Origin of the sequence: Microbulbifer sp. THAF38 (assembly GCF_009363535.1) — a bacterium.
Classification (GTDB): Bacteria; Pseudomonadota; Gammaproteobacteria; order Pseudomonadales; family Cellvibrionaceae; genus Microbulbifer.
The window spans coordinates 1,515,745-1,539,686 of sequence record NZ_CP045369.1 but is presented as its reverse complement, the minus strand read 5'-3'; the positions used below and the strand labels follow the sequence as shown (position 1 = coordinate 1,539,686).

General features: G+C 54.2%; 21 protein-coding genes. 2 read left to right on the top strand and 19 right to left on the bottom strand.

The window, feature by feature from the left end; translation table 11 throughout:
• Window positions 1–107 precede the first annotated feature (107 nt).
• The 10 genes from FIU95_RS06575 to cysM all read right to left on the bottom strand — a co-directional run bounded on the left by FIU95_RS06575 (window position 108) and on the right by cysM (window position 11,574).
• Window positions 108–1,229 (bottom strand): DUF3524 domain-containing protein, encoded by a 1,122-nt coding sequence (locus FIU95_RS06575; protein WP_172975337.1) that lies wholly within the window; start codon window positions 1,227–1,229, stop codon window positions 108–110.
• 81 nt (window positions 1,230–1,310) lie between these two features.
• The gene (locus FIU95_RS06570) at window positions 1,311–2,192 is read right to left on the bottom strand and encodes an NAD(P)-dependent oxidoreductase (RefSeq protein ID WP_152452638.1); all 882 of its coding nucleotides are present in this window, start codon (window positions 2,190–2,192) and stop codon (window positions 1,311–1,313) included.
• A 5-nt stretch (window positions 2,193–2,197) separates the two neighbouring features.
• Window positions 2,198–2,995, bottom strand: coding sequence for an undecaprenyl-diphosphate phosphatase (locus FIU95_RS06565; RefSeq protein WP_152452636.1), 798 nt, complete (start codon window positions 2,993–2,995; stop codon window positions 2,198–2,200).
• 3 nt (window positions 2,996–2,998) lie between these two features.
• A complete protein-coding gene (tsaB, locus tag FIU95_RS06560; protein WP_152452634.1) occupies window positions 2,999–3,700 on the bottom strand; it encodes a tRNA (adenosine(37)-N6)-threonylcarbamoyltransferase complex dimerization subunit type 1 TsaB in 702 nt (233 codons plus the stop codon).
• Between the two features lie 164 nt (window positions 3,701–3,864).
• Entirely contained in the window at window positions 3,865–4,671 is an 807-nt protein-coding gene (locus tag FIU95_RS06555) for a hypothetical protein (RefSeq protein ID WP_152452632.1), read from the bottom strand.
• 265 nt (window positions 4,672–4,936) lie between these two features.
• The gene (gene hemH / locus FIU95_RS06550; RefSeq protein WP_152452630.1) at window positions 4,937–5,935 is read right to left on the bottom strand and encodes a ferrochelatase; all 999 of its coding nucleotides are present in this window, start codon (window positions 5,933–5,935) and stop codon (window positions 4,937–4,939) included.
• 169 nt (window positions 5,936–6,104) lie between these two features.
• A complete protein-coding gene (adk, locus tag FIU95_RS06545; RefSeq protein WP_152452628.1) occupies window positions 6,105–6,758 on the bottom strand; it encodes an adenylate kinase in 654 nt (217 codons plus the stop codon).
• Window positions 6,759–6,901: 143 nt separating this feature from the next.
• Complete coding sequence (gene mazG / locus FIU95_RS06540) at window positions 6,902–7,729, bottom strand: nucleoside triphosphate pyrophosphohydrolase (RefSeq protein ID WP_152452626.1); 828 nt, start codon at window positions 7,727–7,729, stop codon at window positions 6,902–6,904.
• Window positions 7,730–7,738: 9 nt separating this feature from the next.
• Window positions 7,739–9,985 carry a GTP diphosphokinase gene (relA, locus tag FIU95_RS06535; protein WP_152452624.1) on the bottom strand — a complete coding sequence of 749 codons (2,247 nt, stop codon included), beginning with the start codon at window positions 9,983–9,985 and terminating at the stop codon, window positions 7,739–7,741.
• Window positions 9,986–10,683: 698 nt separating this feature from the next.
• Complete coding sequence (gene cysM / locus FIU95_RS06530; RefSeq protein ID WP_152452622.1) at window positions 10,684–11,574, bottom strand: cysteine synthase CysM; 891 nt, start codon at window positions 11,572–11,574, stop codon at window positions 10,684–10,686.
• Window positions 11,575–11,799: 225 nt separating this feature from the next.
• On the opposite strand from cysM, the gene FIU95_RS06525 reads away from it, so the two are divergent.
• On the top strand, window positions 11,800–14,631 hold the full coding sequence (locus tag FIU95_RS06525) for a response regulator (protein ID WP_152452620.1): 2,832 nt from the start codon (window positions 11,800–11,802) through the stop codon (window positions 14,629–14,631).
• Window positions 14,632–14,667: 36 nt separating this feature from the next.
• Here FIU95_RS06525 and acpS read toward each other — a convergent pair whose 3' ends face one another.
• The 8 genes from acpS to FIU95_RS06485 all read right to left on the bottom strand — a co-directional run bounded on the left by acpS (window position 14,668) and on the right by FIU95_RS06485 (window position 22,127).
• Window positions 14,668–15,057, bottom strand: coding sequence for a holo-ACP synthase (gene acpS, locus FIU95_RS06520; protein ID WP_152452618.1), 390 nt, complete (start codon window positions 15,055–15,057; stop codon window positions 14,668–14,670).
• On the bottom strand, window positions 15,054–15,803 hold the full coding sequence (gene recO, locus FIU95_RS06515) for a DNA repair protein RecO (RefSeq protein WP_152452616.1): 750 nt from the start codon (window positions 15,801–15,803) through the stop codon (window positions 15,054–15,056). The genes acpS and recO overlap by 4 nt, the downstream gene beginning before the upstream one ends.
• A 23-nt stretch (window positions 15,804–15,826) precedes the next feature.
• Complete coding sequence (era, locus tag FIU95_RS06510) at window positions 15,827–16,726, bottom strand: GTPase Era (protein ID WP_152452614.1); 900 nt, start codon at window positions 16,724–16,726, stop codon at window positions 15,827–15,829.
• Between the two features lie 90 nt (window positions 16,727–16,816).
• Window positions 16,817–17,497, bottom strand: a complete 681-nt coding sequence (gene rnc / locus FIU95_RS06505) for a ribonuclease III (protein ID WP_152452612.1) — start codon at window positions 17,495–17,497, stop codon at window positions 16,817–16,819.
• Window positions 17,490–17,930, bottom strand: coding sequence for a DUF4845 domain-containing protein (locus FIU95_RS06500; RefSeq protein ID WP_152452610.1), 441 nt, complete (start codon window positions 17,928–17,930; stop codon window positions 17,490–17,492). Before FIU95_RS06500 ends, rnc begins: the two co-directional genes overlap by 8 nt.
• Before the next feature lie 48 nt (window positions 17,931–17,978).
• The gene (gene lepB, locus FIU95_RS06495; RefSeq protein WP_152452608.1) at window positions 17,979–18,746 is read right to left on the bottom strand and encodes a signal peptidase I; all 768 of its coding nucleotides are present in this window, start codon (window positions 18,744–18,746) and stop codon (window positions 17,979–17,981) included.
• A 44-nt stretch (window positions 18,747–18,790) separates the two neighbouring features.
• Window positions 18,791–20,596 carry a translation elongation factor 4 gene (lepA, locus tag FIU95_RS06490; RefSeq protein WP_152452606.1) on the bottom strand — a complete coding sequence of 602 codons (1,806 nt, stop codon included), beginning with the start codon at window positions 20,594–20,596 and terminating at the stop codon, window positions 18,791–18,793.
• Between the two features lie 133 nt (window positions 20,597–20,729).
• Window positions 20,730–22,127 carry a Do family serine endopeptidase gene (locus tag FIU95_RS06485; RefSeq protein ID WP_152452604.1) on the bottom strand — a complete coding sequence of 466 codons (1,398 nt, stop codon included), beginning with the start codon at window positions 22,125–22,127 and terminating at the stop codon, window positions 20,730–20,732.
• Window positions 22,128–22,302: 175 nt separating this feature from the next.
• On the opposite strand from FIU95_RS06485, the gene mpaA reads away from it, so the two are divergent.
• A complete protein-coding gene (mpaA, locus tag FIU95_RS06480; protein WP_152452602.1) occupies window positions 22,303–23,007 on the top strand; it encodes a murein tripeptide amidase MpaA in 705 nt (234 codons plus the stop codon).
• Here mpaA and ycjG read toward each other — a convergent pair.
• Window positions 22,995–23,942 carry an L-Ala-D/L-Glu epimerase gene (gene ycjG / locus FIU95_RS06475; protein WP_152452600.1) on the bottom strand — a complete coding sequence of 316 codons (948 nt, stop codon included), beginning with the start codon at window positions 23,940–23,942 and terminating at the stop codon, window positions 22,995–22,997. The two genes, mpaA and ycjG, sit on opposite strands and share 13 nt — an antisense overlap.

Sequence of the window (23,942 nt, the reverse complement as noted above, 5' to 3'; positions counted from 1 at the left end):
AATAAACTTCTTGATTGAAACATAATTTGATTCATGAACTAAGACCTAAACTCATTACCACCAGCAGAACTAATGGAATAAGCAAAGAGGCTTGCTTTAAAGCAGGATCAGTTCAAATCTAGCAGCATTCTGGCATATTCTTTCTTTATCCGCCCCAAACGGATTTTATTGAAATCCACACTTCCTCTTACCTTTTCCTCAGAGTTCTTCGCCCAATCTGCTAGCTTATCTATCGCATCTTCAACTCCACAATAACGCAGCTCCTCAGGATAAAACTCCGGATAACACTGCTCATTCGGAACCAATGGCGTACAGCCCGCTACGGCAGCCTCCATTACCGCCAACCCCTGAAATTCATGATAAGCGGTAGATAGAAATACATGACTGTTACGTAAGGTTTGTCGATATAAAGATTCGCTTTCCACATAACCTACCACCAGGAGATTCTGGTTAAACTCCTGTTGAATCAGCTCAAACTCCTTTGGACTGCTGCGAAACGATTGACCCATGAGGTTGATCAGGAATTTTACCTTTTTCTCTTTTAGGCCTCGAAGAATTTGCAGCAGGCGATCGGCACCTTTGTCATACTCCCAGCGAGCGGCCCAGCTAATAATTAGGATGTCGTCGGTTACCTCTCCCTTGAAGCCCTGCTCCCAGCGGTGATCCCAGCAAAAATCAGTTTGAGTGTATTCTTGAGTAAAAAGTGAATCCTCTAGTGGCACCGGTAATACTTTAGACTTGCTTTCTATTTCCTCACAAACTCCCACAGGTACACAGTCGGGGAAACGCTTCAGAAGCCTGGCAGCTCCCTCAATCAGGGTGCGGCGGTTGTATTCTGAATTAAACAGTAACAGGTCACCGGCTAGCGCGGTGTAGATATTGAGCAGTTGCGGCTCTATAGACTGAAACGCATCCGAACTGGTTGGGTAGGCGAACTGATTCTCGTGAAAGTACACCACGGTGGGCACCCCCACTATCTCAGGCACCAAGCCACGCAGTGCGCTGAGATCCGTCATGGAGGTTGCAATAATCAGATCCCATTGCTGCCTCAGCGTTTGCGCCGCCTCACCCCTGGCCCAGGAGAGACTGTTGCCGCGAATGCGCCAACTGAAATATCGCGGCGGCAGGGTAAGGACTGTCCATTGCCATTCGGGAAAGGCGGCAACCAGGCCTTTACGCCAACGCTTGTGACTGTCAGCGTCATAGGCCGAGAGCAGTAATACTTTCATGGAAATCTAAACAACAAAAGAAGGGGATGCAGGGCTGGAAATAGAGATATCCAGCCCTACCACATGCTTTATGAATGAAAATCAGTCGAAAGAGCGCACGTTCATCAGGCGTGCAAACAGGCTGGAAGTGTCCCAGCGGGAGCCGCCAATTGCCTGTACTTCGCTATAGAACTGATCCACCAGTGCAGTCACCGGTAACAGGGCGCCGTTGCGCTGCGCTTCCTGCAGAACTATGGCCAAATCCTTACGCATCCAGTCCACAGCAAAACCGTGCTCATATTCACCTGCCAGCATGGTTTTAGAGCGGTTTTCCATCTGCCAGCTCTGCGCTGCGCCTTTGGAAATGACATCCACAACCTGTTCGGCATCCAGGCCCGCCGCTTTGGCGAAGTGCAAACCTTCGGCCAACCCCTGTACAACGCCAGCAATACAGACCTGGTTGACCATTTTACACAACTGGCCACTGCCCACCGGGCCCAGCAGGGTTACGGCACGGGCAAACGTATCAATGAGGGGCTGAACACGCTCAAAGTCTACCGCCTCGCCACCAACCATTACGGTGAGAACGCCATTTTCTGCTCCCGCCTGGCCACCGGACACCGGAGCATCCAGAAAGCCTATTCCTTTCTCTTTACCAATTTCAGCCAGTTCACGGGCAACATCCGCCGAGGCGGTGGTGTGATCCACAAACAGTGAGCCCTCTTCCATAGTGTCGAAGGCACCCTGCTCCCCAATGACGACCTGGCGAAGGTCGTTATCATTACCCACACAGGCAAACACCACATCTGCACCTTTTGCGGCTTCAGCGGGTGTTGCAAAGCGTTTACCCTGATATTCAGCCAGCCATTTTTCTGCGCGACTTACGGTACGGTTATATACCCGTACTGAGTGGCCGGCTTTTGCCAGGTATCCCGCCATGGGATAACCCATTACGCCCAAACCAATAAACGCTACCGTTGCCATATTGATTACCCCCATATCATCCAAATAAGAGCCGCCCCCAAAATCAGGCGGTAAATCGCAAATGGCGCCATGCCGATGCGACTAATAAATTGCAGGAAAAAATGAATACACAAATAGGCACTGATAAAAGAAAGCAGTGTGCCCAATAAAATATCACCCCAAGGTACCGATTCCAGGGCAAGCAAATCGTATGTCAGCAACATGGCAGGCAGGGCTATCGCCGGTATCGACAACAGAAAAGAAAAGCGTGCGGCGGCTTCGCGTTTCATTCCAAGCATCAGCCCTGCGGTCATGGTGATGCCGGAACGAGAAGTACCGGGAATAAGCGCCAGCACTTGCGCGCCACCGATGAGCAGCGCCTTTTTCCAGTTGAGTTGGGCCAGGGTCTGCACCCGTCTGCCGCGCACATCTGCCCACCAAAGCAATAAACCAAATCCAATTGTAGTAGCCGCTATAACCGCCGCCGAGCGCAGATGAGTTTCTATATAGCCTTTAAAAATTAAACCCACCAAGCCTACAGGAATCGTTGCGAGTACGATCAGCCAGGCCAGGCGCCCTTCATCACTGAACTGCATCGACTTAAGCCCTCCCAGGCCATCGCGCAGCAGTAGCCAAATATCTTTTCGAAAGTAAGTGATTACCGCAATCAGTGAACCAAAATGTACAGCTACATCGAAAGCGAGCCCTTGATCCTGCCAACCTAGAACTTCTGCGGGCAATATCAGGTGCGCCGAGCTTGAGATGGGAAGAAATTCAGTGAGGCCCTGAATCAAGGCCAGTACGACAATCTGAAATATTTCCATGTATTACCGGGATCGAATTTTTTGACGTTTTTGCCAGGTGACTTCATTGCGAAGATAAACGGGCTCCAATGCCTCGGCAGGCACTACCTTTCCCTCTTGAAAAAGGGGCACAGCCAATTCGGCAATATCCCGAGCATGGATCAAGGCATCCAGGTCTAACTCTTCCGCCTGAGCCTTTTCGAAAGCCTCATAGTGCCAACCAGGCCCAGCACCGTAATAAAAATTTGTCAGTTCAGCCTCGTTCAATGACAGTAAAACCTGCTCCGGGTTCTGCACCGCTTCAGGTAGCAGGCTGTCATTGGGCGTCTCGGTGCCATAGATACCCCAATATACTTGCTGCATTCGAGCATCCAGCATCGCGATAATTGGGGATTGCTTCCAATGCGGGTGCTCACGCCTGGCACCCAAAGCCAAAGCGGCCAAACTGGAAACCGGCACTACGGGTTTATCGGCGGAAAAGGCCAAGCCTTGCACACAGCTAATAGCAATTCGCAGGCCTGTGAATGAGCCGGGCCCCCTGCTCACAGCAAAGGCATCTAAATTAGATAAGCCTAATTCTGCTTCTGCCAATACTTCATCCACCATCGGCAACAGGCGGCGAGTATGATCCCGTTCCGCCTGTACGAAGCGCTCATTGATTTGACCGTTACTATAGAGTGCCACAGAGCAGGCACCAGAGGTGGTATCCAAGGCAAGAATCTTCACAACTATTTCAAACCGGGTAATCGAGGGGGGTGAATTGTGGCATGGTCACAATGTCTAGTCATGTAGATTAGTGTTATGCACAAAGAGAAAACCCCGGCGCAAACCGGGGTTGACGAAGAGTCAGCCATGCCCTAAGGCATGCAGCGAACTAAAACAATACTGAACTAGGCTGCATTCTTCGGCGGACGGCCGCGGCGGCCGGTACCAGCCTTGGGCGGACGACCACGGCGGGTCGGTGCTTTCTTGGTCACTTCCGCTTTGGCGGTGGACTTCTTCGGGCGACCCACTCTCTTGGCTGGCTTAGCTGCTGAAGTAGCCTTTTTAGGACGCCCTACGCGCTTAGCGGCTTTAGTTTCAGAGGCAGCCTTTTTCGGACGACCTGCTTTTTTGGCGGGAGTAGACTTTTTAGTCGCGGCTTTTTTCGCTTTTTGCCCTTCAGCTTTAAGCTTGGCAGCGGCCTTCTTCTCTAACTCCTTCGCTTTTGCAGCGGCTTTCTTCGCTGCGGCCTTTATCTTGGCCTCAGCTTTTTTCTCTGCGGCTTTGATTTTCTTGGCGTGAGCCTTCTCTCGGGCCTTCACCCAGCGCGATTCAAAAGCCTTGAGCGCTGCGGCCAGGTCTTTATCGGCTTTGGCAGAGAGGCTATTAGAAAGGGCGCTAACCTTTTCTTTAGCCGCTTCTTCGGCGAGACGAACGGCATCCATGGTCCTGGCCTTGGCGAGCTCCATTTTTGCCATCGCCAGCTTGGCGCGTAAATCCTTTGCTTTGCTATTGGCATTGGTCAAAGAAGTCTTTGCCGCTGCCGTACTACTCTTTTGTGCCCGCGCTTTAGCTTTTGCCACACGATCCATTTGTGCATCCAGCGACTTACTCGCTGCATCCACGGCTTTTTGTGCTTTTACGACTACTGGCGACGCCTTGGTCGATCCAGTTGCCTTTTTAGCACGTGTACTCTTTTTTACTACTCTTGCCATCCCTTGTCTCCTCACTAAAAAGAAGAAGTACTTCCAAAAGTGTGCTGGCAGCGCTGCCTGTTAGCTATCGAATAAAACCACAATGGGTTGTTTTATTGCTTATACAGAGCGGTGCACCGCCTATTTCGATACAACTTTATCAAAGTTAATAAAAATATACGGCATTGCAAGTAAAAAAGCGAAAAATGAGAAACTTTTCAGCAAAAAAGTATCTTTTTCTTATCAAATTGCCTTTTGCGGTACCCAAATGGCTTAAAACCGAAAATTATTTTGGCCCCGGCAACTTATTTTCGACAATCGCTGCGAGTGCCTCGATATGATCCGCTCGCAAATTTAACGCGGGAATATAATGATATTCACTTCCGCCCGCATCGATAAAATTAGCGCGATTCTCTACCGAAATTTCTTCCAATGTCTCCAGGCAATCTGCTGAAAACGCCGGGCAAATCACATCGACACTCTTAATGCCGTTTTTGCCCCACTCAATCAATGTTTTATCAGTATAAGGTTGCAACCACTCTGCCTTACCAAATCGAGACTGGAAAGTAACTTGCCAACGATCCTGCGAAATTTGTAATTCCTCCGCGAGAAGTCGCGCAGTCTCCTGGCAATGGCGCAAATAGGGGTCCCCTTTATCGACATTCGCTTTGGGGATACCGTGAAAAGACAGCATTAATTTTTCAGCCTGACCATGTTTCTGCCAATGCTCGCGGACAGAATTAGCGAGTGATTTGATATAAAGAGGGTTATGGTAATAGTCACGAATCAGAGAAATATCCGGAATATCGCGACTCTTACGGAAAATTTGCGCCACCTGGTCATAAATTGCAGCGGTGGTCGTAGCTGAATACTGTGGGTACAAGGGAAATACAATAAAGGATTCAAAGCCTTTCGCTCGCAACGCCTCAATAACCTTATCGAGTCTCGGTTCGCCATAGGTCATGGCAAACTCCACAGCAACATCCCACCCTTTATCCGTCAAGTGCGCTTCTAGTAGCTCCGCTTGGCGGCGGGTATAGTAGAGAAGTGGCGAACCTTCAACTTGCGCATCGTCTGCACTGCAATTCCAGATTTCTGCATAAGCCGGTGCAATTCGCTTTGGGCGAAAAGGTAATATCAGGCCATTTAAGATTGTTAACCACAACGGCCGGGGTATTTCCACCACTCTGGGATCGGAAAGAAAATCCCTCAGGAAATCTCTTACTGCAGACGCAGTGGGTTGCGCAGGGGTACCCAAATTCATCAAAACGATCGCTGTGGACATAAAAAGCCCCGTTTGTAATACAATTTTGCCAGGAAAAAACTGCCGACTATCTTAAGGATTGATCAGTCAGCTATAAGGGAAACTCTCCCTGAAAGCTCCAAAGAGCTCCATTGAGAAGATACAAAAAAGCCCCCAAATGGGGGCTTTTTTAAAAGTGTTATTGCAGCAATCAGCTCAGGGCCTCGATGATCTTATCGCGGATCTCATCCATGCTGCCTACACCCATCACTTTGCTGTATTTGGGGGCCGCTTCTGGTGAGCGCGCTTCCAGCTCTCGGTAAAAGCCAACCAAGGGCGCGGTCTGCTCGTGATAAACCGCCAAACGTTTGCGCACAGTCTCTTCAGTATCGTCGCTGCGCTGCACCAATGCCTCACCAGTCACATCGTCTACACCTTCGCTTTTGGGCGGGTTGTACACAACGTGATAGACACGGCCAGAACCTTCATGGACACGACGGCCCGACAGGCGCTTGACGATTTCCTCATCGTCTACGGCAATTTCCAGCACGTGGTCGATATGAACATCGGCGTCCAACAGCGCTTGCGCCTGGGGAATAGTCCGAGGGAAACCATCGAAGAGGAACCCGTTTGCACAATCCGCCTGAGCAATGCGCTCTTTCACCAGGGCAATAATCAGGTCGTCGGAAACCAGCTTGCCGGCCTCCATAATGTCTTTCGCCTGCAAGCCGAGAGGTGTGCCCGCTTTCACCGCTGCGCGAAGCATATCGCCGGTGGAGATCTGCGGAATGCCGAACTTCTCTGTTATGAATTGTGCCTGAGTGCCTTTGCCGGCCCCCGGCGCGCCCAAGAGAATAATTCGCATGTTCAGTAAGCCTCCAAAACTATCGACGCACCAATAGCCGCCGCGCCAAAAGAGCGCTACCTTACACGTACACCCCAAATTGGGCAAGATTGCGACTGTTGTACGCCCATTACTCCAGGATTAACGACGACTTTTCCTGTCGTTTATGTACCTGGTTTCTGCTTCTCGTCGGCTTTCGCCTGCTCCCAAAGCTGGTCCAACTCCTGCAGGCTAGCCTCTTCCGGTCCGCGTCCATCGGTCCGAAGTGTGGCCTCAACCAAACCAAAGCGGCGCTCGAACTTGCGATTGCACTGACGCAGCGCTGCTTCTGGGTCAATTTTCAGGTGGCGAGCGGCATTGACACAGGAAAATAACAAATCGCCGAGCTCTTCCCCGGCATGCTCACGATTTCCGGCCGCGACAGCCTCCCGCAATTCCGCCACCTCTTCTTCAATTTTGTCCAGCACACCATTGATATCAGGCCAGTCGAAGCCCACCTGAGCGGCGCGCTTTTGTAATTTGCCCGCACGCGTCAAACCCGGCAACCCGGCGGTAACACCAGCCAAGACTCCACTCTCCCCCTTAGCGTTGCGCTCTTTGGCTTTGATGGCCTCCCAACTACGCTTTACCTCTGCCTCGTCCACCGCAGAGGGGTCATTCTCTCCATAGAGTTCGCCGCTGGGAAATACATGGGGATGGCGGCGCACTAGCTTACGCACCAAGGTGTCGACAATACGGGAAAAATCGAAGTGACCCTGCTCAAGACCGAGTTGAGAATAAAAGATCACCTGGAACAACAAGTCCCCAAGCTCTTCATGCAGATGCTCGTAATCCTCGATCTCAATGGCCTCGGCAACTTCGTAGGCCTCTTCAATCGTAGAAGGGACGATACTGGAAAATGTCTGCTTCAGATCCCAGGGGCAACCACCATTTGGATTGCGTAACTGGGCCATTAGGTGGAGCAAGTCCTCCACCGAATATTGATCTTGCAAGTATCCCCCTCAGCGCAGCATGCGCCGCTTTGCCGATGCCACATTAGGCAGACGATTAATGCGGTGCAATACGTAACTCAGCTCTTCAAAATTGTGAATCTCGGCGGTGAGCACCATCTCAACCGTGTGCTTATGCTTATTGGTGTGAGTTTGCATCGCCGTTATATTGATTTTCTGGCTGTCGAGCATGGCGGTGACATCACGTAGCAGCCCCAGGCGATCGTAGGCCTCAATAACGATTTCCACCGCGTAGAGCTCCCTCGGCTTAGCCGCCCAATTGACCTCTAGGACCCGCTCAGATTCTTCCGACTGCATGCGCAACATATTCGTACAGTCTTTACGGTGTATGGATACCCCGCGCCCGAGAGTGATGTAGCCCATAATTTCATCGCCGGGTACAGGGTTACAACAGCCCGCAATATGCGTCAGTAAATTACCGACCCCTTCGATATAAACATCCGCTTTGCCCGCCCCTGTCGCCACCGGTGCAGTCAGAGAGGGAACCCGCTCAACATCGTCGACTTTCACCATACGCTGGGCGGTATTCAATACTTGGCCGACACCGATGTCCCCAGCTCCCACCGCCGCATAGAGATCGTCCAGTGAGTGCATATTCAGCTTGGCGGCGAGCTTTTCAAAATTAAAGTCAATAAGGGCCAGTTGCTTAAATTCACCATCGAGAATACTGCGTCCATCGGCAATATTTTGATCGCGGGCTTGCTGCTTGAACCAGTGGATGATTTTGGCCCGTGCTCGCGAGGTGGTGATATAGCCCATACCGGATGACAACCAGTCACGGCTGGGCGCTTCGCGCTTGCCGGTAAGAATCTCCACCTGGTTGGCAGTTTCCAGCTCGTGGTTTAGCGGCACAATGCGCCCATCCACCTTGGCGCCGCGGCAGCGATGGCCGATCTCGGTGTGAATTTTGTAAGCGAAATCCAATGGAGTAGCACCGCGAGGCAGATCGACCACGTGTCCATCGGGGGTGAACACATAAATGCGGGAATCCCCCTCCCCAGTCTGCAGGTCGTCCTGTAAAGGATTGCCCCCCACCTCTTCATGCCAGTCAAGTACTTGTCGCAGCCAGGAAATCTTTTGCTCATAGCTATCCTGGCTCTCTGTTTTCAGGTCGGTACCTTTATAGCGCCAGTGTGCACAGACCCCGTACTCAGCCTCCTCATGCATAGCAAAAGTACGGATTTGCACTTCAAGTACCTTACGCTCGGGGCCGATCACTGCTGTGTGAAGGGAGCGGTAGCCATTCTCTTTTGGAGAGGCAATATAGTCATCAAACTCGTTGGGAATATTTCGCCAGAGATTGTGGACTATCCCCAGCACCGCATAGCAGTCCCGCACCGTAGGCACCAGTATGCGCACAGCGCGAATATCGTAAACCTGGGAAAAGCCGATATTTTTGCGGCGCATCTTGCGCCAGATACTGTAGATGTGCTTTGCCCGGCCATAGACGTCGCCTTCAATGTCCGCCCGCGCCAGCTCCGAACGAAGAAGCTCCAGCACCTCATCGATATATTTTTGCCGCGCCATCCGCTTTTCATCCAACAAGCGCGCGATCTGTTTGTAGTCTTCAGGTTCCAGGTAACGGAAGGACAGATCCTCCAGCTCCCACTTGATATGCCCAATGCCAAGCCTGTGGGCCAGCGGCGCATAGACATCGGCTACTTCGCGGGCCACCCGCTTGCGCTTTGCAGGCTCAGCATTTTTGGCCGCGCGAATAGCACAGGTTCGCTCGGCAAGCTTAATCAGAGCAACTCGGACATCATCGACAAGTGCCACCAACATACGGCGAATATTTTCCGAGTGCTCCTCTACCGCGCCGCTTTTACTTTCCCCTCCGGTATCGGCGCTGCGGCTGCGAATCGCCGCCATACGCAGTACACCGCGAATAAGCTTGGCCACGGTCTGGCCAAACTCTTCCTCAACACTTTTTAGCGTCAGGCGCTTCTCTCGCACCGCCCGGTAGAGCACCGCGGCCACCAGTGCCTCAGAATCAATCTGCAAATCCGCCAGTATCTCGGCCATTTCGAGGCCGGTGGCAAAACTGCTAGCACCCTCGGCCCAAATATTTTCCGCGGCGATAGCCCGCTGCTCCGCCTCGGCACTCACTTCTGCCGCACGGCGCAATGTCACTATGGCAGCACCGTCCAACCCGGCCAGCTTCTGCACATGGCGCAACCAGGCTTCCAGGTCGTGCTCTCTTTCACCTCCAAAGGAATGATGTTTTCTGACTTGAACCATGTCTTAACCGGGCCGAAACAGGAATTAGTTAGCTTGTTAGCACCATTTGCCGGCTTGTACTACAGCAAAACCAAGCAAAAAGAATACCTTCCCTCATTAGGGGCGCTTCTATCATAAGTTTGGACACACTAAAGTCCACGATTTTCTTTATGTTTTCAATACGCTGCGTGAAATTCAGCGATAACTCGCAGCGGTGGACAGCGTTTAATAAAGGGGTTGGAAGTCATAACACCAACTAGTCAAACTCTTTTAAGTGAAGAAATCCGCACCATGAAAAATACGACCAAAGGAATGCTCGCCACGCTGAAAGGATTTTCCGGGGAGGCTTTTTTATAATCATATCAACACGAGAACTGGCGCCCCATCTAGTAAAAACCAGCCTTTACTGGGGCTTTTCTACAGAAAGATAGAACATTAATTGATTAGCCAATAAAACTCTTAGCCTTTTTCTACTGCCATCAGCCAATGAATGGTTTGTATTCCTACAATAGGAAATATGAGTTATCGACCTAGAAAGCAAAGGCACTTTGCAAGATAAGAAGCGTTAAGGGAAAACAAGAATGAAGAATTTCGAAAGCAGATAAGCGAAAACATTAAATTTAAGCAGGCAGCAAAATGGATACTTAAAAGTTTTCCCGTAAATTTTGGGTGCAGAAAAAATTTCTATGCACCCAATGAATCTTTGTTAAAAATCAAACTTATTGATTGAAAAGTCCGGAAGATAAATAACGATCACCGCGATCGCAAATAATTGCCACTATCGTGGCATTCTCCACTTGACTTGAGAGACGCAGAGCGCCGGCAACCGCACCTCCAGAGGAAACACCACAGAAAATGCCTTCTTCCCGTGCCAATCTGCGGGTCATTTCTTCCGCTTCCCGCTGATCCATATCGATAACGAGATCAACTTCGTCTGGGATAAAAATTTTCGGCAAATAAGCCTTAGGCCATCGACGAATGCCGGGAATGCTGGAGCCATCGGTTGGCTGCAGGCCAACAATCTGGATTTCCGGCTTTTGCTCTTTCAAAAAGCGACCGCACCCCATGATGGTGCCTGTGGTTCCCATTGAAGAGACAAAGTGCGTAATCTCTCCTCCGGTCTGCTGCCAAATTTCAGGGCCGGTGCCCTCGTAATGGGCCAGAGGGTTATCTGTATTGGCAAACTGATTGAGAACAAGGCCCTTGCCTTCGGCCTGCATATTAAGAGCCAGATCCCGAGCACCTTCCATGCCCTCCTCCGCACTGACCAAAATGAGCTCGGCCCCGTAGGCGGTCATAGAGGCCTTGCGTTCTGCAGTAGCACTATCCGGCATAATCAGGATCATGCGGTAACCCTTGATGGCTGCCGCCATGGCCAGTGCGATACCGGTATTGCCACTGGTGGCTTCTATTAGGGTGTCCCCTGGCTTGATCTGCCCCCTTACCTCTGCGCGGTTAATCATGGAAAGGGCCGGGCGATCCTTTACCGAGCCAGCCGGATTATTGCCTTCCAGCTTGAGCAAAATCGTATTGCTGGTGTCACCGGGCAGGCGTTGCAGCTTGATCAGGGGCGTATTGCCTACACAGTCAGCAATCGTTGGGTAATCCATAGTACCTTGAATCCAGACAAATATTGCGGCCGCACAGTGTACCCGAAGCGCTCTGTCCGGCTAAATACCGACTATTTTGGTGGACTAGGTAGTCGAGTTATTACGCAGCACCTGTGATAAACAAAATAGAAAAACATTTACCCCCAGAGCCTGTATAAGAGTGCGCCCCCTCTTACATATGGGTAAAATGGGGAAAAAATAATCGCACAAGACTCCCCAGCTGCCATGGCCCCTAAAAATACCGACTCCTCCATACCGGCGCCTTCCGAGCTGCGCTCATTGCGCTCAACCATGTTTCGCTTCACGGTTGCGCCGGCACTGATCCTGGCTATGACCCTGGCCCTGGTGTTTACGCTTCAGCAAATGCACGATCGTCGCCAGCTCTTGCTCAGTCACGGACGTGCGAGTGCCGAGCAACTTGCCGAGCTGATCGAGATGAGTGGCGGCCACCCGTCCGAGCTGCGCATGGAGTGGTTACGCAAAAGCCTGCTAGCGCTAATGCTGGAAAAGGACATGGTGCGTTCGGTGCATATTTATTCCACCGAGGCGAGCAAAAAACGTCCGCTGGATCTCACCACCGGGCTAGGCCTTTTGGCAAGTGTGGGTCCGCGACCGCGCACCCCTATTATCAGCAACCAACTCAATAAGCGCGAAGCCTTTATTTTTGAGGATGACGAGACCCTGCAGGTTTTACAGCCATTAAAAGGGGATATCACCACCTGCTGGATCAGCATCGAACTGCACCGTCCCTATTTTCTTGTGGGCACCTACCAGGTATTACTCGTCGGCTTGGTGGGCCTGATTATCTGTACCTTGGCAGCCTTGGCTTGGTCGGTGATTTTATCTGAGCGTTTTGCACACAGCCTGGTGCGAATGGGGCAGGTTCTCCAGGCCATGGGGCGCGGCGAGTTCGACCGCCGCACCCATGAAATAGGGAACCGCGAACTGGCACAACTAGCCAGCCAGATCAACGAGATGGGCGAGAGTCTCTCCAGTTACCAGCGGGACTATAAATCAAATATGTTGCAGAGCATGGACGACCTGCGCCAGTCTCTCGACAGTATGGAAGAGCAGAATATCGAGCTGGACCTGGCCCGTAAAAGAGCCCAGGAGGCGAGCCGTATCAAGTCGACCTTCCTGGCCAATACCAGCCACGAAATTCGCACTCCACTGAACGGCATCATCGGATTTACAAACCTATTATTAAAAACCGAAATCGATGAGCTGCAGCAGGACTACCTGCAAACCATTCTGCGCTCATCGGAAAACCTGCTGACCACAATTAACGATATCCTGGACTTTTCCCGTATCGAATCCGGTAATCTGGTGCTCGACCATATTCCCATGGACCTGGGGCAGCTACTTGAAGAGACCCTGCAAATCCTCGCCCCCTATGCCTATGAGCATCGCCTGGAGCTGGTACCACTGATCGATCCACAGCTTCCGGCCACCCTAGTAGGAGACCCGCTGCGCACTAAGCAAATATTTACCAACCTGCTCGGCAATGCCGTGCGCAGCTCAGAGAACGGCAATATTCCTGTGCGCCTTACGGTACAAAGCAACAAAGACTCTGAGCTGGTATTGCGGATCAGTGTGACCGACCTCGGCAACCGCATAGATGAGCCGGGCCGCCGTGAGCTGGAACAAATCCTCAACGCCAAGACACCGCAGCACTCACAGCAGATCAGCGCCAACGGTCTCGGCATCTCTATCGCCCGCAGCCTCGTCGAGCGTATGCGCGGCTGCACCGGTATGGAAGTTGCCGCCAATGGTGGCAGTACCTGCTGGGTGGAACTGACCCTGGTACCGGAACGCAACCGCGGCATCCCGCCACGCGTACTTTTCCCGAACTGCCGTATATTGATTGCCGATCCCAACCAACTGACCCGCTCCCAGGTCGCACAATTGCTCAAACAGTGGCAGGTAGAGCCCGTAGAGCTCGCCGATACCGACACCTTGCAGCCGGCGATTGAACAAATGTGGCGGCACGATGCTCTACCGGACGCGGTGATTATCGACACCGCCATCGCCAAGGGGGACTTCGACAACTTCAGCGTTAAGGTGCAGTCCCTGGTCGATGCCTACCAGTGCCGGGTGATTGTACTCGGTGCTCCGGCGGAGCTGCGCCGCTGCTACGAGCAACTGCGCACCCGCACCCTGACCTTCCTCGGCAAACCGGTAACACGTGAAAACCTGCTGCGCGCCCTGAAGAGAGCTGTACCCCAACAGAGCCAGCCCCGCCCCAGCAATGGCGCCGTCCCCGCCCTGCCCTGGCCCGCACCACCACGGGTTCTGGCCGTAGATGATCACGCCGCCAACCGGCGCCTGGTCGGCGAGTTACTGCGCGCCCAGGGTGTGGAAGTCGTGATTGCCGCAAGTGGTGAAGAAGCCTTACTGCACTGGCAGCAAAGCGCCTTCGATCTGGTCTTTATGGATATTCAGATGCCAGGCATGGACGGTATTGAAGTGACCCGGTGTATCCGCGAGCGGGAAACTGGCCGCCGCACCCCCATTATCGCCCTCACCGCCCATGTAGGCGCCGAGGAGAAGGCGCGCTTGTTGTCTGCCGGACTGGACGATTACCTGAGCAAACCGGTGAGTGAAGCCCAGCTATCCCACATGATCAAACGCTGGCTCAAAATCATCACGCCCCAGGTAGTGGAAAAGCTGAATCCAAACCAAATGCGCCTGGTGGATATCGGTGAGAGCCTAAACCTGGCCAACGGCGATGCAAAACTGGCCAGGGATATGCTGCAGATGCTTATAGATGGACTGATGACCGATGAGCGGGAACTGGAGCGCCTGCACAGCCTCGGCGACATCAAAGGCATGTTTGAATTGACTCACCGAATGCACGGCGGTTGCTGCTATTGTGGCGTGTCGCGTCTGCGCGAAGCCACCTGTGTATTGCAAGAGGAACTGCGCACCCAGCAGAGCAAGGAGAACCCCGAATTCGACCGACGCAAACTGGACAGGGTATTAAGAGAGATTCGCGCCCTGCGTGAATGGGCCTCAGAACAAGACCTGGACGCGCTATTTGGGCTGGAAGTTGCCTAGCCCTCAATGGTGTTCGGCCGGGGGGATTGCTCCGGCCTAACGCCGGGCCTCAAAAATCACGAATGCCAGGGCCGCGTCTTTTTCGTCTGAGAGGGAAAGATGTATCACTTCTGCCCCCATCGCCTGAGCGCGTCTCTGCGCCTCACCGCGCAGTAGCACTTGCGCAGCTGCCCCCTGGCGCCGGCGCACTTCAATATCCTGCCAGGAGACCCCTTCACCAATTCCGGTACCCAGGGCCTTGCCTACCGCTTCTTTTGCGGCAAAGCGCTTGCACAAATAGGCCGCTCGATTGGCTTCGGCCAGGTCGGCAAAGTCACAGCGCTCACCATCGCTCAGTATTCGCGCCACGAAACGATCGCCGTGACGACGCCAAACGGACTCGATACGGCTGTAATTACAAATGTCGGTACCGATACTAACGATCATTTCCCGTAAACCTGTATAAATAACTCACGGCTCTGCAAGGGCTTTTCCCCCAGTAATGTGCGCAACAAAATACGGGTTAAACGCTTTGCCGGGCCCAGCACCTCCGCCGGCCACCTGCCCGACTCCTTAGCCCGCAACATACCCAGCAGCTCTGAACCATAAAATTCCCCCTCATGCAGAGCTGCGTTACCTTGCCTGAGCACCGGTACAAAGCCCAACTCCAATTCCAGCCGGTAGCTGCCGGCCTCACTCACAACGCCCTGACTCTCTGCACAGTAATCCAGAGACGGGCAACTGCCCAACTCGGTGAGCAGTTGTAATTCGAAACTGCGCAGTGGCCCCTCCAACTCAGCGCTGTCCATGCCCCTCAGGCCAGACAGCTCTTGCAGTAAGCGCTGGTAGGTGGCAAACAGACCATAGTGCGCCTCACCTTCTGGCAGCAGGCGCACCATTAACTCATTGGCATAGAGCCCGCCATACACTGCCCGCCCCTTGAGCCAGAGCGGTACACCGGCATTCTCCACCGGTCCGAGGGTTTTCAGAGATCCTGCACCAAGCAGAGTAACCAGCAGAGGGGTGAATGGCTGCAGCGCCTGTTGGCGCCGCTGCTTATCCCTTCGCGCGCCGCGGGCTACACAGCCAATCCGGCCATAGTCCGGGGTGAACAGCTCTAGGATCAGGCTGGAGTCGCGATAGGGTCGGGAGTGGAGGATATACGCCGGCTGTGCCGGCGGTGGCGTTTTCATGGCGAGCGGCTGGCTGAAAAAGCTTACTCGTCCCGATACCCGAGACTGCGCAGGGCGCGCTCGTCATCAGACCAGCCAGACTTAACCTTGACCCACAAATTCAACATTATCTTGTTGTCGAAAAGGCGCTCCATATCCTCACGGGCCTGGCTGCCAATCTGCTTGATACGCTCACCCTTGTTGCCGATGATGATACGTTTCTGCCCCGATCTCTCTACCAGGATCGCCGCACTGATATGCAGGATCTTACCTTCCTGCTTGAACTCCTCGACCTCAACAGTGACCTGGTAGGGCACTTCAGCACCCAGTTGACGCATGATTTTTTCACGCACAATTTCTGCGGCGAGGAAACGCGAACTGCGATCGGTAACCTGGTCCTCCGGGAAGAAGTGTTCCCCTTCTGGCAGATGCTTGAGAATCACCTGCTCCAGGGCATCGAGATTGACATTGCGCAGCGCCGATATCGGCACAATCTCGGCATTCGGGTTCTGCTCAGCCAGGGTCTGTAGCTGGGGGAGCAGGTCATTCTTATCCTCCAGCTGATCCACCTTATTGACGGCGATAATCAGCGGACACTTGAGGCCCCGCAACTTATCAGCCACCAACTGATCCCCCTCACTCCAGCGGGTACGCTCCACTACAAATACGACCACGTCTACATCCCGCGCCGCACTGGAGGCGGCTCGGTTCATATAGCGGTTAATGGCCTTCTCCTGATCCGAGTGCAGTCCGGGGGTATCCACAAAAATAATCTGATTGGGCCCCTCGGTTTTAATACCGAGCATATTGTGGCGGGTTGTCTGAGGCTTGCGCGAGGTAATCGCCAGCTTCTGGCCCAGCAAATGGTTAAGCAGCGTAGACTTTCCCACATTGGGACGGCCGACAATCGCGACATAGCCGCAGCGAGAGGGTTGTTCGCTCAAGAAGTTTCTCCGAAAAGGGTTGGAAGCGCCCGTGTATAGGGGCTGTCTGTCCGAGCCGGGCGGTGAGCCGCCCGCGCTCTTATTGTAAGGTTAGTCCTGGCCAGTGAGGCGTTTGTATGCCTCTACCGCAGCAGTTTTTTCCGCGGCGCGACGACTATTGGCCTCACCGCGCACCGGCTGCGCCAGACCGCTAACGCGGCATTCTACGATAAAGTGCTGGGCGTGCTCAGCACCAGAAACATCCACAACCGAATACTCCGGCAGCGGTTTCTTGCGGGCCTGCAACCATTCCTGCAACCGGGTCTTGGGGTCTTTCACCGTTTCCAGTGACAACTCCTGCAGTCGTGGCGCAAACCACTCCAGTACTCTGGAACGTGCAGCCTCCAAGCCGGCGTCGAGGTAGATTGCACCAATCAGGGCCTCTACCGCGTCAGCCAGAATCGAGGCGCGGCGAAAACCGCCGCTTTTCATCTCGCCCTCACCCAGGCGCAAGCAGTCACCAATATCCAGCTCGCGTGCCAGCTTGGCCAAGGTTTCACCACTCACCAGTTGCGCGCGCAAGCGGCTCAGCTGGCCCTCGCGCCCCTGGGGAAATTGCTCGTAGAGTGCGGCACCAATGGTAAAGCCGAGAATGGAATCACCGAGAAATTCCAGACGTTCATTGTTGCGGCTGCCGTGAGAGCGGTGCGTGAGCGCCAACTCCAGCAGTGCGCTTTGTTCAAACTTATGGCCAAGGCGCTGACAGAGGCGCTCCAGTAAAAGGTCAGTCACGTTTGCGGAATTGCTCCAGATCTATCAAAGGATCACAACAAAGCTCGGGCTTGGCCGTATCGAGCTGTTTGTTAAATTTCATTACGACATCCACGTTATAAATCAGTGGCTGGCGCAACTCGTAATTGATACTGACCACTGTGCTCTTTGCGCCACGCACTACCTGCAGTGCCTTAGTAGGCTCGCCGCGCACATTATTGATCAGAAAGAAACGGCCCAGTTCTTTCTTGATCTGGCCCGTCGACATATTTTCCAGCTCCGGGTTTTCCCCCAGGGTTTTCAGAGCTTCACTCACATAGCGCGCATCCACGTAGGCGGGAGCCATCTTGGAAACACAGGTGAGGGCAAAGCCCAGCACCGCAATAACCACTAACCAGCCCCAATAACTCATACCACGCTGACGCTTTAGTGAAGCTCGGATAACACTACTCATGACTTTTGCCCTCAATCCATATCGCCGGCAGAACGCCGGCCGTTTTCGTTATTGGATAGAGCCTACACGTTTAAAGCTGGGCAAACTGAGCAAATGATCCCAGTGCATCCAAATGGCAAAGGCTTTGCCCACGACATCGCGCTCGGGCACAAATCCCCAGGCACGGCTATCGAGGCTGTTATCCCGGTTGTCACCCATCATAAAGAAATGACCTTCAGGGACTATGCCGCTGAAGTTACCGTACTGACTGGCACGGACATTTTTTTGCATCAAGTGGCGCTTGCCATAGAGGTTTTCCCACAGTATTTCCTGTTGCGGATTCACTGGTGGTATCGCCTGGATCAGCTCCTGCGGAGCCAACTCACCGTTGACATAGAGCACGTTGTTTTTCAATTCGATTTTATCGCCAGGCAGGCCGATTACCCGCTTGATAAAGTAGGTATCGTTCATGTGCGGTGGGAAAAACACCATCACATCACCGCGCTGAGGCTCGCCGATATCCACCACTTTCTTGCGGGATACCGGCAGACGCAGGCCGTACTCGTACTTATTGACCAGGATAAAATCACCGACCTGAAGGGTCGGGATCATAGAGCCCGAGGGAATCTGGAAGGGCTCAACAATAAAGGAGCGCAGCACAAAAACGATGGCCAGGATCGGGAAGAACGACTTCGCGTATTCCACGATAACCGGGTCTTCCTGCTTGTCCCCGCCTTCTTTTTTACGGCGGCGGGCAAAGAACAAGCTGTCCACCAGCCAGATACCGCCACTGATAACGACCAACCAGAGCAGAATCAAAGGTAAATTAATATCCATTACGTATCTCTATTTTCCTTGATGCCAATAGCGGGCCCAACCCGCTATTGATCCACCTTCAGCACTGCCAGGAAGGCCTCTTGTGGCACCTCCACTCGGCCGAGCTGTTTCATACGGCGTTTACCCGCTTTCTGCTTTTCCAGCAGTTTTTTCTTACGGGTGACATCGCCACCATAACATTTTGCAGTCACATTCTTGCGCAGAGCCTTCACGGTGGTACGGGCCACCACCTGTCCACCGATAGCGGCTTGGATCGCCACATCGAACATCTGCCGGGGAATCAATTCTTTCATTTTTTCCGCCATGGCACGTCCCTTTTGCTGGGCATTTTCGCGATGCACGATCAGCGCCAGGGCATCGACGCGATCCCCGTTGATGAGGATATCCAGACGCACCAGTTTTGCCGCTTCAAAGCGCACAAAGCTGTAATCCAGGGAGGCGAAGCCGCGGCTTACCGATTTGAGGCGATCGAAGAAATCCATCACCACTTCACTCATCGGCAGCTCGTAGCGCAGGGATACCTGTGAACCCACATACTGCATATCCTTCTGGATACCGCGCTTCTCCACACAGAGAGTGATCACGTTACCCAGGTACTCCTGCGGCACCAGGATATTCACCTCGGCGATAGGCTCGCGCATTTCCCCGATATTGCCCACATCCGGCAGGCGCGATGGGTTATCCACCATCACCACTTCGCCATCGGTCTGCTCAACCTCGTACACCACGGTGGGTGCGGTGGTGATCAGGTCGAGATCGTATTCACGCTCCAAACGCTCCTGGATAATCTCCATATGCAGCATGCCGAGGAAGCCGCAACGGAAACCAAAGCCGAGCGCATCGGAGGTCTCGGGCTCGTAAAACAAGGAGGCGTCGTTCAGCGACAGCTTCTCCAGCGCATCGCGGAAGGCTTCGTAATCGTCAGAGCTAACCGGGAACAGACCCGCATATACCTGCGGCTTGACCTTTTGGAAGCCCGGCAGCATTTCGATTTCATCGGCGCCTTTGGCGTGAGTCAGGGTGTCGCCCACCGGCGCGCCGTGGATGTCCTTGATGCCGGCCACCACGAAACCCACCTCGCCGGCGCGCAGTACGCCAGTTTCTGTGCGCTTGGGAGTGAAAATACCAACGCTGTCCACCACGTGAGGGCGGCCAATCGACTTGGTGACAATCTTGTCTTTGGTTTTCAGGGTACCCTGCACCACGCGTACCAGGGACACAACGCCCAGGTAACTATCGAACCAGGAATCGATGATCAGGGCCTGCAGCGGCGCGTCGACATCACCTTGCGGTGGGGGGACCAGGCGAACCAGATCCTCCAGCACATCCTCCACCCCCAGGCCGGATTTGGCGCTGCAGCGGGTCGCATCGGCAGCATCGATGCCGATAATTTCTTCAATTTCCTCAGCGACCTTATCCGGGTCCGCCTGGGGCAGATCCATCTTGTTCAGTACCGGAATAACTTCCAACCCCTGCTCAATCGCCGTGTAGCAGTTGGCCACCGACTGGGCTTCAACACCCTGGGCAGCATCCACGACCAGTAGCGCCCCTTCACAGGCCGCCAGGGAGCGGGATACTTCGTAGGAGAAGTCCACGTGCCCGGGGGTATCAATAAAGTTCAGCTGGTAGGTCTTGCCGTCCCGCGCTTTGTAATCGAGCGTTACACTCTGCGCCTTGATGGTGATGCCCCGCTCGCGTTCCAGCTCCATGCTGTCGAGCACCTGCGCTGCCATTTCGCGGTCTGAGAGCCCGCCGCAGTCCTGAATGAAGCGGTCCGCCAGGGTAGATTTCCCGTGGTCGATATGGGCAATAATGGAGAAATTGCGGATATGTGAGAGATCTGTGGCCACTGCGGAATAAAAACCCTTGAAAAATCAGATGATTAGCCGGCGGAGCTGCCAGCTGTGTGGCGCAAGTCTAACAGAACTCCTGAGCAGAGGTGAGAGGCAGGTGACCCATTGGGCCACCATTCGCCTCTTGTACTTAACTTTCGATCTTAATTGTGCGGAAAGTTGACTGGCCGGCGCGGAAGAAGCGGATCGGCAACAGCTCATCTTTGGGGAGGTCATCGACCACGGTTTCGTAGTCGCTTATATCGGTCACTTCCTCAAAACCCAGCTGGGCAATGATATCGCCACTGCGCAGCCCCGCCTTGGCGCCTGGCTTGCCGGGAATGACCTGGCGCACCAGCACACCGGTATCTACATTCCAGCGCTGCTTCATGCCCTCGGGGATTTCCTCCACGACAACGCCCAAGGGACCACCCATTCTTGAAGCCGGCAGTGCGGAAGCCTGGCTGCGCTCCTCATCAGAGCCCGGCAGAGAGCCGACGATTACCTGCAGCTTTTCGGTCTTGCCCTTGCGCATCAGTTCCACGGGCACCTGGGTACCGGGGCGGACCTGGCCAACCACATGGGGCAGATCTCCGTGCACACCAATCTTGCGGCCATCGAAACGGGTGATAATGTCTCCGGGCTTGATGCCAGCCTCTGCCGCAGGAGTGCCGGGGCTCACCTGTTCCACCAGCGCACCGGATGGCTTACCGAGTCCCATGGCTTCCGCCATATCGCGGTCCACATTGCGAATGCCAACGCCGAGCCAGCCGCGATCCACACGCCCTTTCTCCTTCAGCTGCGCCACCACATCCTGAGCCAGGCTCGCTGGGATGGCGAACGACAGGCCGATAGAGCCACCACTGCGGGTATAGATCTGGGAGTTGATACCCACCACTTCACCATCGAGGTTAAACAGCGGACCACCGGAGTTACCGGGGTTGATTGCCACATCGGTCTGAATAAACGGCACGTAGTTCTCGCGGCTCTCATTGGGGATACTGCGCCCCATAGCACTCACGATACCAGCACTGGCGGAGTAGTCGAGACCAAACGGTGAGCCGATTGCGACCACCCACTCACCCACCTGCAAGTCCTCTGAGTCCCCCCAGCGTACTGCCGAAAGGTCTTCAGCTTCGATCTTGAGCAGAGCCAGATCCGAGCGCTCATCGGTACCAATGACCTTGGCCTCGTATTCACGGCGATCGGTTAGGGTGACCCTCACCTCGTCAGCCCCATCGACCACATGGTTATTGGTCACGATATAACCATCTTTGGAGATGATAAAACCGGAACCCATGCTGGCCACCGGGCGCTGGTTCCGGCGCGGCTCGAGCAGATGGCGGAAAATGTCGGGGATCTCCTGCTGGTATTGCGGCGCATTGTTATTGCCGCGAGCCATACGGCTGCGATCCACGGTGTTGATCTTGACCACCGCAGGGGAGTTCTCCTCGATCAGTTCGGTAAGTTCTGGCAGCCCGCGCGCACTGGCAGCGCCGGAAACCAAAAGACAGAGTACCAAGAGATATTGTGTACAGCGTTTAACCATAGGTTTGTTACCCCTAGTGTTCCCTTCTAATATGAAACCATTGGAATTTGAATCCCTTCCAGGGCTTGCCATGGCAAAATAGCTCCGGCCCCTTTGGGGACATTCAGTAACGATTTAGTGGCTATACAGCCACAAAAGTTCTCTTGCCTTATGTAAATCTGTGTAAAGGCCAGCGATGTCCAAACTGCGCCCACGCCCACAGCGAGGCCAATTCCACCTTCCCAGAGAGCTGTACGGATACAGTGCCCTGGGCGCGCCACTTTTTTATTTTCCCGCCCAATCCGGCCACAAAGCGGGCCTGGTAATGGCCGGCACACACGGCGATGAGGTCGCCGCTGTGGTGGCGCTCTCTTGTGCATTGCGCTCACTGGCAGCGGGCCACCTCAAGCACCATGTGATACTGGCGGTAAACCCCGATGGTTGCCAACTGGGCACCCGCTGTAATGCACATGGGGTGGACCTGAACCGCAACTTTGCCACAAAGAACTGGGATGGCGATGGCAATGTGTACCGCTGGAACAGCGCGGCGGATGCCCGCGACGTCCAACTGAGCACCGGCGATAGCCCCGCTTCAGAGAGCGAGACCTCCGCACTGTGCCAACTGATTGCCACACTAGCGCCCCCTTGGACAGTATCCATCCACGAGCCTTTGGGCTGTGTGGAAGACCCGGATAAAACTGAACTGGGAGCTTGGCTGGCCGAGGGCATGCAGCTGCCACTAATCGAGCAGATAGGCTACCAAACGCCAGGCTCTTTCGGTACCTGGTGCGCTGAACACGCCCTGCCCTGTATTACTGTGGAGTTTCCCCCCATCTCTGCCGATGCTGCCAGCGAAGAGTACCTAAGTATTCTGATAGATCTACTCACTTACGACCAATAAACCCTGCCGGCGGTAAAACGCAGCGGAGGCTCGGTATCCCTCGCCAGCCAAGTGGGGCCATCCAGGTCCAGATAGCGCGCCTTTGGCCCCAAAGGCCAGGCTGCGCGAATTGCCCTTGAAGTACACAGCATGCAACCGAGCATCAGCTCAAAACCCTGCGCGGACGCCTCCTCCGCCAGAGCTTCGGCCTCGCGAATCCCCCCCGTTTTATCGAGCTTGATATTGACCATTTCGTAGCGCCCTCTTAGGCGTGGCAAGTCGGCGCGGGTGTGGCAGCTTTCATCGGCACAGATAGGCAGGGGGTGTGTAAATGTGGCAAGAAATTCATCGTCACCGGCAGGCAGGGGCTGCTCCAGCATCGCAACCCCCAAATCCGCAAGCTGTTGGCAGCGCTCGACCAGGTCAGCGCTGTGCCAAGCCTCGTTGGCATCAATTACCATCTGAGCTTTGGGTGCGGCAGCACGCACAGCCGCCACCCGCTCATAGACCAGGTGATCGTCCAGCTTGAGCTTTAGCACCTCCACTCCCTGGGAAGCAGCCTCACCCGCAGCCAGAGCCATAGCTTCCGGGCTATCGATTACCAAAGTCTGTACGGTGGGGAGGGAGTCGGGGCCGGCAAAAGTTTCATCTTTGTACTTCGCCTCCCAGTCTGCGAGAGCGCAATCCAAGGCATTGCGCGCTGCCCCTGCAGGCAGCCGCGACGCCAAAGCATTTCTCTTTAAGCCGGCAGCTAGCTCGGAAAGCAGGGGCTCGAGCTGTCGCACGACCGAATCGGGACTCTCGCCATAGCGGGCATAGGGAGTGCACTCCCCAATACCCACACGACCTTCCAGTTTTACCTCCACCACGACGACTTCTGCCTCAGTGCGAGCCCCACGGGAAATGACAAAGGCCGTGCGCAGAGGCCAGCGCTCGATATAGCAGCGGGCCAACAT

Bases quoted from the DNA above. Each gene is read 5' to 3' on its own strand.
- FIU95_RS06575 (WP_172975337.1), bottom strand. From the start codon at position 1,229: ATGAAAGTATTACTGCTCTCGGCCTATGACGCTGACAGTCACAAGCGT.
- FIU95_RS06570 (WP_152452638.1), bottom strand. From the start codon at position 2,192: ATGGCAACGGTAGCGTTTATTGGTTTGGGCGTAATGGGTTATCCCATG.
- FIU95_RS06565 (WP_152452636.1), bottom strand. From the start codon at position 2,995: ATGGAAATATTTCAGATTGTCGTACTGGCCTTGATTCAGGGCCTCACT.
- FIU95_RS06555 (WP_152452632.1), bottom strand. From the start codon at position 4,671: ATGGCAAGAGTAGTAAAAAAGAGTACACGTGCTAAAAAGGCAACTGGA.
- hemH (WP_152452630.1), bottom strand. From the start codon at position 5,935: ATGTCCACAGCGATCGTTTTGATGAATTTGGGTACCCCTGCGCAACCC.
- adk (WP_152452628.1), bottom strand. From the start codon at position 6,758: ATGCGAATTATTCTCTTGGGCGCGCCGGGGGCCGGCAAAGGCACTCAG.
- relA (WP_152452624.1), bottom strand. From the start codon at position 9,985: ATGGTTCAAGTCAGAAAACATCATTCCTTTGGAGGTGAAAGAGAGCAC.
- cysM (WP_152452622.1), bottom strand. From the start codon at position 11,574: ATGGATTACCCAACGATTGCTGACTGTGTAGGCAATACGCCCCTGATC.
- FIU95_RS06525 (WP_152452620.1), top strand. From the start codon at position 11,800: ATGGCCCCTAAAAATACCGACTCCTCCATACCGGCGCCTTCCGAGCTG.
- acpS (WP_152452618.1), bottom strand. From the start codon at position 15,057: ATGATCGTTAGTATCGGTACCGACATTTGTAATTACAGCCGTATCGAG.
- recO (WP_152452616.1), bottom strand. From the start codon at position 15,803: ATGAAAACGCCACCGCCGGCACAGCCGGCGTATATCCTCCACTCCCGA.
- FIU95_RS06500 (WP_152452610.1), bottom strand. From the start codon at position 17,930: ATGAGTAGTGTTATCCGAGCTTCACTAAAGCGTCAGCGTGGTATGAGT.
- lepB (WP_152452608.1), bottom strand. From the start codon at position 18,746: ATGGATATTAATTTACCTTTGATTCTGCTCTGGTTGGTCGTTATCAGT.
- FIU95_RS06485 (WP_152452604.1), bottom strand. From the start codon at position 22,127: ATGGTTAAACGCTGTACACAATATCTCTTGGTACTCTGTCTTTTGGTT.
- mpaA (WP_152452602.1), top strand. From the start codon at position 22,303: ATGTCCAAACTGCGCCCACGCCCACAGCGAGGCCAATTCCACCTTCCC.
- ycjG (WP_152452600.1), bottom strand. From the start codon at position 23,942: ATGTTGGCCCGCTGCTATATCGAGCGCTGGCCTCTGCGCACGGCCTTT.